General features: G+C 62.5%; 14 protein-coding genes. 8 read left to right on the top strand and 6 right to left on the bottom strand.

What is annotated here, in order from left to right:
* The first annotated feature begins 12 nt into the window (after window positions 1-12).
* Window positions 13-1,329, top strand: a complete 1,317-nt coding sequence (locus AC1RJY_RS02460) for a peptidoglycan bridge formation glycyltransferase FemA/FemB family protein (protein ID WP_210064492.1) — start codon at window positions 13-15, stop codon at window positions 1,327-1,329.
* A gap of 27 nt (window positions 1,330-1,356) precedes the next feature.
* Window positions 1,357-2,844 (top strand): threonine/serine exporter family protein, encoded by a 1,488-nt coding sequence (locus AC1RJY_RS02455; protein ID WP_011773732.1) that lies wholly within the window; start codon window positions 1,357-1,359, stop codon window positions 2,842-2,844.
* A 59-nt stretch (window positions 2,845-2,903) separates the two neighbouring features.
* Here the strand turns inward: AC1RJY_RS02455 and AC1RJY_RS02450 are convergent, their stop codons facing one another.
* Both AC1RJY_RS02450 and AC1RJY_RS02445 read right to left on the bottom strand, forming a co-directional pair.
* Window positions 2,904-3,743 carry a siderophore-interacting protein gene (locus AC1RJY_RS02450; protein WP_498601179.1) on the bottom strand — a complete coding sequence of 280 codons (840 nt, stop codon included), beginning with the start codon at window positions 3,741-3,743 and terminating at the stop codon, window positions 2,904-2,906.
* A gap of 69 nt (window positions 3,744-3,812) precedes the next feature.
* Entirely contained in the window at window positions 3,813-4,583 is a 771-nt protein-coding gene (locus AC1RJY_RS02445; RefSeq protein WP_498601178.1) for a uracil-DNA glycosylase, read from the bottom strand.
* A gap of 106 nt (window positions 4,584-4,689) precedes the next feature.
* Between AC1RJY_RS02445 and AC1RJY_RS02440 the strand changes: the two genes are divergently transcribed.
* The 5 genes from AC1RJY_RS02440 (at window position 4,690) to AC1RJY_RS02420 (ending at window position 9,348) form a co-directional block, all read left to right on the top strand.
* Window positions 4,690-5,025: a DUF3263 domain-containing protein gene (locus tag AC1RJY_RS02440; RefSeq protein WP_374100547.1), complete on the top strand. Its 336-nt coding sequence runs from the start codon at window positions 4,690-4,692 to the stop codon at window positions 5,023-5,025.
* A 49-nt stretch (window positions 5,026-5,074) separates the two neighbouring features.
* Window positions 5,075-5,695, top strand: coding sequence for a LytR C-terminal domain-containing protein (locus tag AC1RJY_RS02435; RefSeq protein WP_011773736.1), 621 nt, complete (start codon window positions 5,075-5,077; stop codon window positions 5,693-5,695).
* Between the two features lie 172 nt (window positions 5,696-5,867).
* Complete coding sequence (locus tag AC1RJY_RS02430; RefSeq protein WP_011773737.1) at window positions 5,868-6,071, top strand: cold-shock protein; 204 nt, start codon at window positions 5,868-5,870, stop codon at window positions 6,069-6,071.
* 323 nt (window positions 6,072-6,394) lie between these two features.
* Window positions 6,395-8,020, top strand: a complete 1,626-nt coding sequence (groL, locus tag AC1RJY_RS02425; RefSeq protein ID WP_011773738.1) for a chaperonin GroEL — start codon at window positions 6,395-6,397, stop codon at window positions 8,018-8,020.
* A 224-nt stretch (window positions 8,021-8,244) separates the two neighbouring features.
* The gene (locus tag AC1RJY_RS02420) at window positions 8,245-9,348 is read left to right on the top strand and encodes an RNase H family protein (RefSeq protein ID WP_498601175.1); all 1,104 of its coding nucleotides are present in this window, start codon (window positions 8,245-8,247) and stop codon (window positions 9,346-9,348) included.
* 113 nt (window positions 9,349-9,461) lie between these two features.
* On the opposite strand, the gene AC1RJY_RS02415 is transcribed toward AC1RJY_RS02420, so the two are convergent.
* From AC1RJY_RS02415 to AC1RJY_RS02400, 4 genes are all read right to left on the bottom strand, one after another.
* On the bottom strand, window positions 9,462-9,752 hold the full coding sequence (locus AC1RJY_RS02415) for a WXG100 family type VII secretion target (RefSeq protein ID WP_011773740.1): 291 nt from the start codon (window positions 9,750-9,752) through the stop codon (window positions 9,462-9,464).
* A 122-nt stretch (window positions 9,753-9,874) separates the two neighbouring features.
* Window positions 9,875-11,338 (bottom strand): sensor histidine kinase, encoded by a 1,464-nt coding sequence (locus AC1RJY_RS02410; RefSeq protein WP_043469838.1) that lies wholly within the window; start codon window positions 11,336-11,338, stop codon window positions 9,875-9,877.
* Between the two features lie 3 nt (window positions 11,339-11,341).
* Window positions 11,342-12,052 carry a response regulator transcription factor gene (locus AC1RJY_RS02405; RefSeq protein ID WP_024819794.1) on the bottom strand — a complete coding sequence of 237 codons (711 nt, stop codon included), beginning with the start codon at window positions 12,050-12,052 and terminating at the stop codon, window positions 11,342-11,344.
* Between the two features lie 88 nt (window positions 12,053-12,140).
* Window positions 12,141-12,776 (bottom strand): LysE/ArgO family amino acid transporter, encoded by a 636-nt coding sequence (locus AC1RJY_RS02400; protein ID WP_498601173.1) that lies wholly within the window; start codon window positions 12,774-12,776, stop codon window positions 12,141-12,143.
* Window positions 12,777-12,844: 68 nt separating this feature from the next.
* On the opposite strand from AC1RJY_RS02400, the gene AC1RJY_RS02395 reads away from it, so the two are divergent.
* Window positions 12,845-13,786 carry a LysR family transcriptional regulator ArgP gene (locus tag AC1RJY_RS02395; RefSeq protein WP_498601172.1) on the top strand — a complete coding sequence of 314 codons (942 nt, stop codon included), beginning with the start codon at window positions 12,845-12,847 and terminating at the stop codon, window positions 13,784-13,786.

Raw genomic sequence — 13,786 nt, 5'->3', positions numbered from 1 at the left:
GCTGGAACCGACATGGAATTCGTGATTCTCAGTGACGCTGATTTCGAGACGTTCGCCAAGGGACACCCTCAAGGCAGCTTTATCCAGTCCATGGACCTCACGCGCTTCCAGCGTGCCCGTGGCCAGGAGGTTGAACTCTTCGGTGTGACGCGCGGCGGAAGCCTGATCGCGGCCGGAAAGCTCGTGTACACGTCCAACCGTGTGGGGTACAAAACCGCCGACTGCGCCAAGGGACCCCTGATGGACTACAGCGACCCCACCGTGGTGAGCTTCGTCGTCGAGCAGTTGAAAAAGCATGCGGCCTCGAAGAAGGCCGCCGAGCTGCGCATCTCTCCCAACATCCGGTACATCGCGCGGGACGAAGAAGGCGCTGAGCACCCCGAAGTTGAGGACAACCGTCCGTTGCTGAAGGAGCTCGAAGGCTTGGGCTTCAAGCACCAGGGCTTCGACATGAACTTCGCCAACATCAACTGGATGTTCATCAAGCAGCTCAACGGGATCGCTGACTCCGAAGAACTGATCATGGGGATGAACTACCGCACCCGCAAGGCCATCCGGAAAGCCGAAAAGAACGGCGTCTACCTGGAACAGGCCACGCTGGAGACACTGGACGAGTTCTACAACGCGCTGAGCACCGCTGGCGATGAGAAGGGCTTCACGTACCGCGAACGCGAGTACTACGAGCAACTCCTCCGGAACACCTCTGATGAGTTCACCAAGCTCATGATGGCCAAGATCAACATTCCCGAATACCGGGCCTCCATTACGGAGCGCTTGGATGCCGAATCCAAGACCCTGGCAGAGCTCAAGCGCGAGGTCGAGGAGACCGGCAGCAAGAAGAAGGCCAACCGCGTCAAAGTGGTCCAGGACCTCGTGGACAGCTACGAGCGCAGCCTCAAGGACATTGAACGCTTCCCCGATTCCGTGGGCGTGGCTACGGTGGCGGCCATCCACTTTGCGTGCTCCGGCGACGAACTGGTGTGCGTCATCGGCGGTACGGTGCAGGACTACATCTACTTCAACGGCGCGACCTCCCTCTACTGGGGAATGATGCTGCACGCCCTGAACAATGGGTACTCCCGCTACAACTTCTACGGCACGTTCGGAATCCAGGGCCAAGATGAGACCGGCCACGGCGGGTACGAATTCAAGAAGGGCTTCGGTGGCGAGGTAGTCCAGTTGGTGGGCGACTTCGTAGCGCCGGTGAACCCGCTCATCTTCCATGGCTACCGCGCGGTCAGGAAGCTCGCAGGGGCCGCCCAGACAGTTCTGGGACGATTGCCACTTGAGAAATTGCCGGTAGTAGGAAAATTCCGGAGGAATCGCTAATCACACAAGCCAAGGGAGGATCACCGCGTGACTGAACGCCCCGACGGGTCCGCCAACAGGCCCCATACCGACGGGCTGCCCAAAACCCAGCCGTTGCGGCCGTCCCAGGTCCGGCAGAACGTCAACGCCAAGCGCATGCTGATGCGTTTGGTTCAAGGCGACAGCCCGCCTACCGCACCCATGAACATCGTGGACCGCTTGGCCGGAAGTCCTTACGCCAACCCCACCATCCAAGTGGTGGGTGTTGATGCGTCGGCGCGGAAGACCATCGACTTCGCCCTTCATCTTGCTGAGGTCATGTTCCGTTACGGTGCAGGTGCCCTTGAGGTGGAGACCAGCATGATTGCGGTCACGGCAGCTCTTGGCTTGAAGAACGTTGAAGTGGACATCACCAATCAGTCGGTGGCCATCAACTACGCGCCGAAGGATCAGACGCCCATCACGCTGCTCCGCGTGGTGCGCTCCTGGACCAATAACTACGCCGGCCTGGCGCAGGTGCACCAGCTGGTCACGGACATCGTGGCCGGGGGAGTGGGCCGCGACGAAGCCGTGCGCAGGTTGAACGAGATCATCCGCAGCGCCAAGCCCTTCCCCAGGTGGATGGTCACCATGGCCTTCGGTATCTTCGCCGCAGTGTTCGTGGGCGTCCTGGGTGGTGGCATCGGTGCGTCCGCGGTGGCTTTTGCTTCGAACATCCTCATCAGCTTGCTCTCGCGTCAGCTTGCCAGATGGCGGACTGCTGATTTCTTCAACACCATGGCGTGCTCGTTCCTGGTCACCTTCATCGCGCTGATGCTGCGTTGGGCGGGGGTGGAAATCGCTCCATCCATTGTGGTGGCAGGTGGAATCCTGCTGCTGCTCCCAACAGGCCGGCTCGTATCCTCGGTGCAGGATGCAATCAACGGCTTCCCGGTGACCGCAGCCGGCCGATTCCTCTCCACGCTGCTCACTTTCGGTGCCATCGTGGCGGGTATCGGCGTGGCCGTCGTGGTCGGAACGCTCATGGGAAGCGCCGTTCTGGACGTTACCCAAACATTCCCCGACGCGTATCCCTTGTGGATTCAAGCAGTCCTTATTGCTATTGCGGTGGTCGCCATCGGCGTCACCGAGCAGACGCAAATGCGGCTGTTACTCCCGACGGCGGCAGTCGGCATTGTGGGCTTCTTCGTCTTGTGGGGGGTGGGTCAAGCCGGCCTCGGGGACCGCTTGTCGCCCGCCGTCGCGGCCGTGGTTATCGGCTTGTTGGGCCGGGTGGTGGCGCTCAAACTGGGTGCTCCCCAGCTTGTAGTGGCCGTTCCCGCCGCTCTGATTCTGTTGCCCGGTCTGACGATCTTCCGTTCCATGTATGCCCTCACCGTTGAAGGCGGCGACATCCTGCTCGGTGCAGGTGGCATGCTCAACGCCGGTGCCATTGTCCTGGGAGTGGCCGCGGGCATCGTGCTTGGCGACAACCTGGCCAGGCCGCTGACGAAGGGCCTGTCCAGCAACGAACGGCGCAGGGTACGCAGGCGCTAATGACAAAAGCGAACGGCGCCGCCATGAGGCGGCGCCGTTCGGCTTTGAGGACTGAGAGGCTAGATCTGTCCCACTGGGAGCTTCTTCTCTGCCTGGAAGACTTCCTCCACACGACCTTGCGCCCAGTAGCCGGACAGTGAGACCTGCGAACGCTCCAAACCGCGCTGCACGAAAAAGATCTCGCGGAGTCCCTTCATGTAGCCTCGCTCGCCGTGGGCGAAGACGTCCACGCGTCCGGGCAACCATTCGGTGGTGCGGAGAGCTTCGAGAAGCAGTTCGCTGGACCCGGCTTGAACGCCCTTGCGCAGGAGCCAATGCAGCTCCACACCGGCGGGCGCCGAAATCGGAAGAATGTCGGCCTCGTTATCCACCTCGAGGAAGACGGTTCCCCGGGCTTCAGGAGCGAGGGCCTCAACGCAGGCCGCAATGGCCGGTATCGCGGCGTCGTCGCCGGCGAACAGGTACCAATCGGCCGCGGGGGCGGGGTTATACGCGCCGCCCGGGCCCGTGAAGATCAGCGAGTCACCTGGTTTGGCAGCGGCTGCCCAAGGGCCCGCCAGTCCTTCGTCGCCGTGCACCACAAAGTCGATGGCCAGTTCCTGCGCTTCCAAGTCCACCCAGCGGATGGTGTACGTGCGGGTGTGGGGCCACTGCTCGCGGGGCATGGTGTCGCGGATGGCCCACAGGTCCAGCGGGAGTTCGTACTCGACGCCCGGTTGCGGAAAGACGATCTTGACGTAGCGGTCCACGTAGTCGTTGTTCTCGTAGTCGCTGAATCCGGGTCCGCCAGCCACAATCCGCACCATATGCGGTGAGAGGCGTTCATTTCGCAGGACGGTCAGGTTGACCTGCGGACGGGTTTTGCGTGAGGCGGACGAAGTGACGGGGAGAGCAGTCATGAAGGTAAGCCTAAGCTAATTGCCTGCACACCAGCTGGGTATGAGTCGAAGGTTACAGTTCGTCGCAAGCTACAGAACAGGTAACTCCCAATTGATGGGGTCCGCGCCCAAGCCCACCAGGAGATCGTTGGTCCGGCTAAAAGGCTTTGAGCCGAAGAAGCCCCTCGAGGCCGAAAGCGGACTCGGGTGGACGGACACGATGGACGGTGCCCCGCCGAGCAATGGCACGACGCCCTCGGCATCCTTGCCCCACAGGATCGCGACCAGCGGACTTTGCCGCCCCGCGCCGTCCGTACGGTTTACGACGGCGGTGACGGCCGCCGTCGTGATGGCCTCCCAGCCCTTGCCGCGGTGGGAGCCTGCGTTCCCCGCTTCGACGCTGAGGACACGGTTCAGCAGCAGGACGCCTTGCTCCGACCAAGCACTGAGGTCGCCGTGGACACGTGGCGGCAGGCCGAGGTCGTCATGGAGTTCACGGTAGATGTTGGCGAGGCTTCGGGGGATGGGCCGGGTTGGGCGGGAAACGGCGAAGGAAAGCCCGACGGCGTGGCCCGGGGTTGGGTACGGATCCTGGCCGAGAATCAAGACTTTGACGTCGGCCAGAGGCTGATTGAAGGCGCGCAACAGGTTCTTGGCAGCAGGTAGAACCTGGGTGCCGCTGGATGCTTGGCCGGCTACATAACCCAAGGCTTCCCGGAGTTGGCCCTCAACAGGGCGCAGTGCATCTGCCCAGTCGGGAGCCATCAGCTCCTCGAGGGACAGCTCAAGGAGGGCGGTGAAGCCCGGGTCAGCTGCGTCGGCAGGTTCAAGATCAAAGAGTGCATCCTCACCAGTCACCACGCCATTGTCTCCCGCGCGGCGCCGCGCCTGCGAATGACACCGTTGTTATTCGCCCGTAACATGGGGGTAGGACATTTTCCCCCATCAAGCGTCGAAGGAGTGTGCCGTGGCAGAACCAGTACCGGAACCGATGGCGTCGCAGAGCACCGGCTTTGCCCTTGAGGACCTCGCGGCCGAGACCCGTAGTGACTCTCCGTTGAGTGAACGGGACCAGCAGATGCTGGCGCTGGAGCGGCAATGGTGGAAGTACGCCGGGGCCAAGGAACAGGCTATCCGGGAGCTGTTCGATCTCTCCGCCACACACTATTACCAGATCCTGAACGCGCTCATTGATACCGAGGACGCGTTGGCCCACGATCCCATGCTCGTCAAGAGATTGCGTAGACTACGTACGTCCCGCCAGCGCGCGAGGACTGCACGTCGCTTGGGGTCCGACGCGTAAATCGCCAGGCTGATCTGTCAGCAGCAACCAGCAAGGACACGGCTTCACCATGACCAAATATGCCAAGGACGAATTCGACCGGGTTCCGCAGAACACGTCCCGTCAAGGCGTTCACCGCGACGCCCAAGAGACCGCACGCCCCACTCTGTGGCCGGTCCTGACCGTTGGGGCAGTGGCCTTGGTGCTTGGGCTGGTGGCCTTCCTGATCCTCCCCAACCTTGGGCTGGTAGCACCCAGCGCTTCGTCGAACACCACGACGCCGGCACCCCAGCAGACATCTACGGCGCCGTCCGCTGAACCCACCGAATCCAGCAGCGCACCTACCGCTTCCAGCGAACCCAGCAGCGAACCGACGCCGTCGGAATCTCCTTCTGCTACCCCGTCGTCCGCGCCGGTGGATAAGAGCACTCCGGTGGCTGTGTACAACGGCGCGGGGACTGCGGGCTTGGCAGGGCGTGTGGCAGGCCTCGTCCAGGGCGACGGTTGGGCGCTGAGCACGGTAGGAAACTGGGGCGGACTGCCGCAGCAGACGTCCGTAATCTTCTACAACGCGCCCGAGCAGAAGGCCAACGCGGAGGCCTTGGGTACGCTACTGGGCATCCAGACCATCGTGGAAACGCCCGAGGTTCAACAGCCGCTGGTGGTTGTGGCCGGGCCCGGTTACCAATAAGCTCCAGGCCCCTTCCGCAGCTGAAATTCCCCAACTCGGTTAAGCCTCAATAACAAAAGCGGTGCCTTGGCCATCCACAGCAGCGCGGTGCCAGTGACAATGGTTACAGTGGATTAATTCCGGTACGGAGATCCCGGCTACCGGTCTTGGCTACTGCGAAAGTGTGGGCATCATGGCTTTGGGAACCGTCAAATGGTTCAACGCCGAAAAAGGATACGGCTTCATCACTGTGGATGAATCCGGCGACGACGTCTTTGTGCACTGGTCCGCCATCCAGATGGATGGCTTCCGCGCCCTCGAAGAAGGTCAGCGGGTTGAGTTCGAACTGGGGGAGGGGCAGAAAGGCCCACAAGCCGAAGGTGTTCGCGTCGCGTAGTTCCGCTCCTGGATCCGTGCCCGTCACGTCAGCCCTCGGCTGAAATCCCTTTGTATGTAGAGCAAAGTGGCATCTCTGCTTGCACTCTCCCCGGTCGAGTGCTAATTATTGATTTAGCACTCCTATGGTTCGACTGCTAAACCCGGCCCGGCTAACCCCGGCGGCGGACAGGCATTGGACCGGCGGAGGATCAAGAAACACCTTGGTGGGGTGAGGTCCGGAGCGCGGGGCATACAGAGGCCGCAAGCAAAGGACCGTCCGTCGCGGGCACCCCATCTGACAGGTACCTTCTTAACGACTGTCCCGAAAGGACTACCGCCGTTATGGCCAAGATCATTGCATTTGATGAAGAGGCTCGCCGCGGCCTCGAGCGGGGCCTGAACATCCTCGCAGACGCCGTCAAGGTCACCCTCGGCCCGCGTGGACGCAACGTCGTCCTCGAAAAGAAGTGGGGCGCCCCCACGATCACCAACGATGGTGTTTCCATCGCCAAGGAGATCGAACTGGACGATCCTTACGAGAAGATCGGTGCAGAACTGGTCAAGGAAGTTGCCAAGAAGACGGATGACGTCGCTGGCGACGGTACCACCACTGCAACCGTACTGGCCCAGGCACTGGTGAAGGAAGGCCTGCGCAACGTTGCCGCCGGCGCCGACCCGCTGTCCCTCAAGCGCGGTATCGAGAAGGCTGTTGAGGCAGTCATCAGCGAACTGCTGGCCTCCGCCAAGGAAATCGAAACCAAGGAAGAGATCGCAGCTACGGCTTCCATCTCCGCCGGCGACCCGGAAATCGGCAGCCTCATCGCCGAAGCCCTGGACAAGGTGGGCAAGGAAGGCGTCATCACGGTCGAGGAATCCAACACCTTCGGCCTGGAGCTCGAACTCACCGAAGGCATGCGCTTCGACAAGGGCTACATCTCGGCTTACTTCGTCACCGACGCAGAGCGCCAGGAAACGGTCCTCGAGGACCCGTACATCCTGATCGTCAACTCCAAGATCTCCAACGTGAAGGAACTCGTCACGGTTCTGGAGAAGGTCATGCAGTCCAACAAGCCGCTGCTGATCATCGCCGAAGACATCGAGGGCGAGGCCCTGGCCACCCTGATCGTCAACAAGATCCGTGGCACCTTCAAGTCCGTTGCCGTCAAGGCTCCGGGCTTCGGTGACCGCCGCAAGGCACAGCTTGCCGACATCGCCATCCTCACCGGTGGTCAGGTCATCTCCGAAGAAGTTGGCCTCAAGCTCGAAAACGCTGGCCTGGAACTCCTGGGCACCGCCCGCAAGGTTGTTGTCACCAAGGACGAGACCACCATCGTTGAAGGTGCCGGCGACGCCGAGCAGATCGCAGGCCGCGTGGCCCAGATCCGCGCCGAGATCGAGAACTCCGACTCCGACTACGACCGCGAGAAGCTGCAGGAACGCCTGGCCAAGCTGGCCGGCGGCGTTGCAGTCATCAAGGCCGGTGCCGCAACCGAAGTTGAGCTCAAGGAACGCAAGCACCGCATTGAGGACGCAGTCCGCAACGCAAAGGCTGCTGTTGAAGAAGGCATCGTTGCCGGTGGTGGCGTTGCCCTCATCCAGGCTGGCGCCAAGGCATTCGCCAACCTCACCCTCCAGGGTGACGAGGCAACCGGTGCCAACATCGTCAAGGTTGCCATCGACGCACCGCTGAAGCAGATCGCCTTCAACGCCGGCCTCGAGCCGGGCGTTGTGGTGGACAAGGTTCGCGGCCTGCCTTCCGGCCACGGCCTGAACGCTGCCACGGGTGTCTACGAAGACCTTCTGGCTGCCGGCGTCAACGACCCCGTAAAGGTCACCCGCTCGGCTCTCCAGAACGCTGCTTCCATCGCTGGTCTCTTCCTGACCACCGAGGCCGTAGTTGCCGACAAGCCGGAGAAGAACGCTCCGGCTCCCGGCGGCGACGACATGGGCGGCATGGGCGGCTTCTAAGCCTCCCTGCTGTAGCGATACAGCGCCCAGCCTCACGCTGAACAGCATGACGACGGCGGTCCTCACCATGTGGTGGGGACCGCCGTTCTGCGTCGGCACCCCTGGCTGCGTCACCCAAGTAGGTAGCAGCAGATGCCCTATTGAGTGTTCAAAACGGCATCTACTACGACTCACTTGGGTACTATCACGGTTTCAGTGTCGGTGTGGTCTGGCAGGATTAACCCATGACGATTATTGCTGCCGCCGATGGTTCCGCCCTCGGTAATCCTGGGCCGGCCGGTTGGGCCTGGTACGTTGATGACTCCTGTTGGCGAGCAGGAGGTTGGCCGCACGGTACCAACAACCAGGGTGAACTGATGGCCGTCCTGGACCTGTTCCGGTCCACGGCCCACGTGCCGCAGGAAGAGCTGCTGATCCTTTGCGACAGCCAATACGTCATCAACTGCATCACCAAGTGGATGCCGGGTTGGAAACGGAAGGGCTGGCGGAAGGCAGACGGCAAGCCCGTGCTGAACGTGGACCTTCTCAAAGACATTGACCAAGCGATCGTTGGCCGCAAATACACCTTCGAATGGGTCAAGGGCCACGCGGGCCACGACCTCAACGAGGCCGCAGACGAGCGTGCTCGCGCAGTTGCCACGGCCTACCAGCAGGGCGTAGCGCACAGGGCCGGCCCTGGGTTCCCCGGTGCGCAGGGGGAGGGTACGGCACAGGCACAGGCACAGACCAAGGCTCAGGTGCAAGGCAAGGCACAGGCGGATGTTGAGTCTCAGCCGCGTGCGGAAGAGCGCGTACAGGCCCGTTCGTCCATGCCCGTCCCGGCAACCGCTGCCGCCGGAGTCTCCCCGGCAGCCGTCGGTTCTGCACCCCCGAAGGCTGACCGCAGCTCCCGGCCGCACTTTGAGCCGACACTCTTTGGCGAGTCCGGCATGTTTGGCCAAGCTGATCTTTTCAGTGAACTGGATGTTGACGCTTCCACGCAGCAACTGTCGGCTGAGGACACAGTCCTGGCTTTGGAGCGGGAACTGCTCAAGCCTGACGTGAGGGCTGATATTGGCAGGATCGGCGTGCTGCTCCACCCGGACTTCGCGGAGATTGGCAGCTCGGGCAGGTTCTGGACACGGGACGCCATGATGATGGCATTGGAAGAGGACCCCGGCGAACCCACCGAACTGGAACTACTCAGCGCGGACCGGCTCAGCGACAACACCATTTTGCTGAATTACCGCAGCTTCGCGCACACCGGCTCGGCGCTCCGCAGTTCTGTCTGGTTGCTGGACCGCGGTCAATGGCGGCTGCGGTTCCATCAAGGGACTGTTGAGAATTAAGCCGGAGAATTAGCGCCGGATGCGAGTTGTTCCTGACCTGCGAGGCGGCTGCACAGGGGGAAGACAGCCGTCCCGCAGGAGTTCATGGAGCGGTAGAACCGCGCACGGTTCAGCTAGTACGTGAAGCGCTGGGTGTTACCTTGCTCCACTTCCACATAGCTTGCGGCAGCTGAGGACAAGGCCATGTTGATGGAAGCCAAGGAGGCTTCAACCTTGCTCTGCGTCAGCGACCATTCAAGAACAAGCGCCTGAAAATTCGTGGCAGCTGTTCCCCGCCAGGTCGCCTCAAGTTCCTCCAAGCCTCGCCTCATGGTCTGGACATCAGAACTGATCCGATCAACAGTTCCTTTGACGTTGGCCGACTTGAGCTGGAGCAGTTCGGTATCGACGGAGATGACGCTCATGGGTGATGCCTTTCGACGAAGATGTTCCGCGTGTTGCGGTGGGAAGCGTGGGCCACAACATCGAGCCTAAGCAGCCACCCGCAACCGCAGAACAACGGTTCGTCGCTATGTGGACAACGGGGCTATGTGGATAACAGCGCCGCAGATTCCTCATGGTACGGAAGGCTGACCACCAAAGTGGCGCCGCCGCCGTCGGTCTCTCCCACGTCGACCGTGCCGCCGTGGGAGGCGACAATCGCTGCAACAATCGCAAGGCCGAGGCCGCTGCCGCCCGTCTCCCTGGTGCGTGAGGTATCCGCACGGTAGAAACGTTCAAAGATCTTGTTGGTTTCCGTCTCCGGAATGCCCGGCCCGTGATCGCGGATCTCGATGACGGAAACTGAACCCGTCGGGGTCTTTCGAACACCGACAGCGAGTTCTATGGGGCTTCCCTCGGGTGTGTACCGCAGCGCATTTCCCACCAAGTTCCCGATGACTTGCCGAAGTTTGGCTTCGTCACCCTGGACCGGCGCAGCAGTGGGGGAGCTGCCGTCCAGTCCGGTGAGCGTGATGGTCCGGTCTCCGGAGGAGGCCTTGGTATCCACCACAGCATCGTGTGCAAGGAGCTGCAGGTCCACGGGCTTGAGCTGAAGGGGGCGCTGCTCATCGAGGCGGGCCAGCATCAAGAGGTCTTCCACCATGGAACCCATGCGCTTGGCTTCGCTTTCGATCCTGCCCATCGCCATGGCCACGTCCTCCTTGGTGGCCAAGGCTCCGTGACGATACAGCTCCGAGAAGCCGCGAATGGTGACCAACGGCGTGCGCAGCTCATGGGAGGCATCGGCCGCGAAGCGGCGCATGCGCCCTTCGGACGCGGCACGGGCAGCGAAAGAGGCCTCGATGTGGGCAAGCATGGCATTCAAAGAGCCGCCCAGCCGTCCGACCTCGGTGTGAGGGTTATCCACTTCAACGCGGCGGGACAGGTCACCGGCAGCAATGGCCGCAGCCGTCTTTTCCACCTTGGCGAGCGGACGGAAGGAACGTGCCACAGTCCAGGTGGCGATGAAGAAAGCCAGCACCAGGGTCAACAGGCCCACGCCCACTACCACCAGGACTGCGTGCTCCATCACTTTGTCCACTGGCGTGAGCGGCAGCCCAATGATCACTACGCCGTTCTGGCCGTTGGCAGTGACGCCAATGGCCACCACGCGCCAGTTGCTACCGGCGGTGCCCCTGACCTGGAAGGGGGAGTTACCGCGGAGCTTGGCTTCAGCTGCGGTGATGTTCGCGATCGCGGGACGGTCACTCTGGCTACCGCCGAAGGGATAGGGCTCCAGCCCGGGTACGTACAGCGTCAGCGAGTAGTCCGTGGGAACTGTGGAGTCAGTGGGAGCCGTAGGGTTGGGCTGCGCCAGCTTGTCAAAGGACTGCTGGTCCTGCGCCAAGGCGACGGCGGCCTTGAGTTTGTCGTCCACCTGGCCTTGCAGGTAACTCTTGACGAGCGTCAGCGTTCCCGCACCCGTGGCAGCCAAGGCGAGCAGGAGCAAGCCCATAATGATGGCGACGAGTTGCGACCGCAGGGACGCCGATTTCCAGCGAAGCAGCAAGGGTCAGCGCTTCTCTGCCGTTCGCAGCACGTAGCCCACGCCGCGCTTGGTCTGGATGAGGGCCGCGGCATCGGGATCGATGTCCACCTTGCGTCGCAGATAGGAAATGTACGACTCCACGATCGAGGCGTCACCGTTGAAGTCGTACTCCCAGACGTGGTCCAGGATCTGGGCCTTGGACAGCACGCGGTTGGGATTCAACATGAGGTAGCGCAGGAGCTTGAACTCGGTGGGGGACAGCTCGATCACCGTGCCTCCACGGCGGACCTCATGGGCGTCGTCGTCGAGTTCAAGGTCGTCAACGCGGATCACGGCGTCGTCGTCCTCAAGTGGCTGCGTACGGCGAAGGACGGCGCGGATGCGGGCCACCACTTCGTCCAGGCTGAAGGGTTTGGTGACGTAGTCGTCGCCACCGACTGTGAGGCCGGTGACTTTGTCCTCGGTATCGTCCTTCGCCGTGAGGAACAGGACGGGGAAGTGCTTGCCGGCAGCACGGAGGCGGCGCGTCACCGTGAAGCCATCCATGTCAGGCAGCATGACATCGAGGACTGCCAGATCCGGTGAGTGGAGGTCGGCCGCTGCGAGGGCTTCGCGACCATTGGCGGCCGCGACGACCTCGAAGCCCGCAAAACGCAGCGACGTGGACAGCAGCTCGCGGATGTTGGGCTCGTCGTCGACAACAAGAAGCTTGGCTTCAGGACCGTTCTTTTTCATGACATCCATGATGCTCCCAGAAACTGGGAGTTTTCTGGATGCCGCATGGGAGCGGTCTGCGTGGCCGCCGCGGTGTGCTTGTGCCACTTCAGGCCCCCAGCACCAACCCCGCTCCCAACGCCACCATGGTCACGGCGATCCCGCCGTCCAGGAATCGCCAGGACATGGGCCGGGCAAAGAAGTTTCGGAGGAATCGTGCGCCAAATCCCAGTGATGAGAACCAGACGATGCTGCCCAGCATGGCGCCGGCCCCGAACCACCACTGCAATTGAGCTCCTTGGGCACTGGCTATGGAGCCGAGAAGGGCAATATCCAGGTATACGTGCGGGTTGAGCCACGTCAGGGCGAGGACGGTGGCGACGGCCGCGGCGAGACCGCGCTTCGCGCCGCCGTCGTTGGCTGCTCCTTCACTCGTTGTCAGCGACTGCGGACGCAACGCCCGGCGGGCTGCCATGAGGCCGTATGTCACCAGGAACGCGGCCCCCACGTAGCGAAGAATCACGACGGCGGCCGGAGCTGCCGTAATAAGGGCGCCGGTGCCAAGGACTCCGGCCGCGATAAGGACGGCGTCGGACAACGCGCATACAGCCACAATAGGGACGATGTGCTCGCCCCGGATTCCCTGGCGGAGCACAAAGGCGTTCTGTGCTCCGATGGCGACGATGAGGGCGAGCCCGGTGGCCAGGCCGAGGCCTGCTGAGTGGAAGAAATCAATAGAGTTCACCCTTCGAAATTACGTTTCCAGAGGTATTTAGAACAGCTAAATATTCTCACGCCACGTAAGATCTCCTTATGTCCCATTTCCCCTCCGAACAGCTGCTGACCTTTGCCACGGTCCTCTCCGAGGGCACACTGGATGCTGCCGCCCGCCTGCTGCACATCACGCCGTCGGCGGTCTCACAACGGCTGAAGGCGCTCGAACAGTCGGCCGGCAGGGTCCTGCTGCAACGCAGCAACCCTGCCCAGGCCACCGAAGCCGGCGAGGTTGTGCTGCGTCTGGCCAGGCAGGTGGCGCAACTCGAAGCCGATGCCGGGCGGGAACTGGGGTTGGGTGCCGACGCAGCGCAACTTGCCGTACCGATCGTGGTCAACGCGGATTCCCTGGCGGTGTGGTTCCTTAAGGCGCTGGCCCAGGTGCCCGGAGACCTCAACGTCACCTTCGACCTCCACCGCGACGACGAACAACACTCCACTTCCTTGCTTCGCTCAGGCACGGTCATGGCCGCCGTCACCGCCACGCCCGAACCCGTGCAGGGGTGCCGCGTAGAAAGCCTCGGGGTCATGCGGTACCGCGCCGTCGCGGCCCCGCACTTTGTGGAGCGCTGGTTCCCGGGGCTGGATAAGGGCTTTGATGGGGCAACACTCAACGCGGCCACCACCGTGGACTTCGACCGCAAAGACACCTACCAGTGGGCCTTCGTGCAGTGGGCGTTCACGGCTGAGGGTCGCCCGGTTCCGGGCCGGAAAGGACCGCGCCATTACGTCCCCGCTTCCCAGGACTTCGGCGACGCGATCCGGTTAGGCCTCGGCTGGGGGCTGATTCCGGAAGTTCAATGCGGGCCGGATATAGCGGACGGCCGGCTGATCGAACTCGCCCCGGACCGGCCTTTCGATGTGCAGCTCTACTGGCAGCGGTGGAGGACGGCATCCCGGGTGTTGGACGTGCTCAGTGAAACCGTCCGCGACGTTTCGGCCCGGTATCTGCGGAGGGCCGGGACCGTCGGGACCCCTTGA

The organism is Arthrobacter sp. GW822-FHT05G07 (assembly GCF_058799755.1).
The sequence above is the reverse complement of the archived record's forward strand: the minus strand, read 5'-3'. Positions and strand labels throughout refer to the sequence as shown.

Excerpts from the sequence above, each read along its gene's own strand:
- groL (WP_011773738.1), top strand. The coding sequence starts at position 6,395 with ATGGCCAAGATCATTGCATTTGATGAAGAGGCTCGCCGCGGCCTCGAG.
- AC1RJY_RS02450 (WP_498601179.1), bottom strand. The coding sequence starts at position 3,743 with ATGACTGCTCTCCCCGTCACTTCGTCCGCCTCACGCAAAACCCGTCCG.
- AC1RJY_RS02460 (WP_210064492.1), top strand. The coding sequence starts at position 13 with ATGGAATTCGTGATTCTCAGTGACGCTGATTTCGAGACGTTCGCCAAG.
- AC1RJY_RS02395 (WP_498601172.1), top strand. The coding sequence starts at position 12,845 with ATGTCCCATTTCCCCTCCGAACAGCTGCTGACCTTTGCCACGGTCCTC.
- AC1RJY_RS02430 (WP_011773737.1), top strand. The coding sequence starts at position 5,868 with ATGGCTTTGGGAACCGTCAAATGGTTCAACGCCGAAAAAGGATACGGC.
- AC1RJY_RS02435 (WP_011773736.1), top strand. The coding sequence starts at position 5,075 with ATGACCAAATATGCCAAGGACGAATTCGACCGGGTTCCGCAGAACACG.
- AC1RJY_RS02415 (WP_011773740.1), bottom strand. The coding sequence starts at position 9,752 with ATGAGCGTCATCTCCGTCGATACCGAACTGCTCCAGCTCAAGTCGGCC.
- AC1RJY_RS02405 (WP_024819794.1), bottom strand. The coding sequence starts at position 12,052 with ATGAAAAAGAACGGTCCTGAAGCCAAGCTTCTTGTTGTCGACGACGAG.
- AC1RJY_RS02420 (WP_498601175.1), top strand. The coding sequence starts at position 8,245 with ATGACGATTATTGCTGCCGCCGATGGTTCCGCCCTCGGTAATCCTGGG.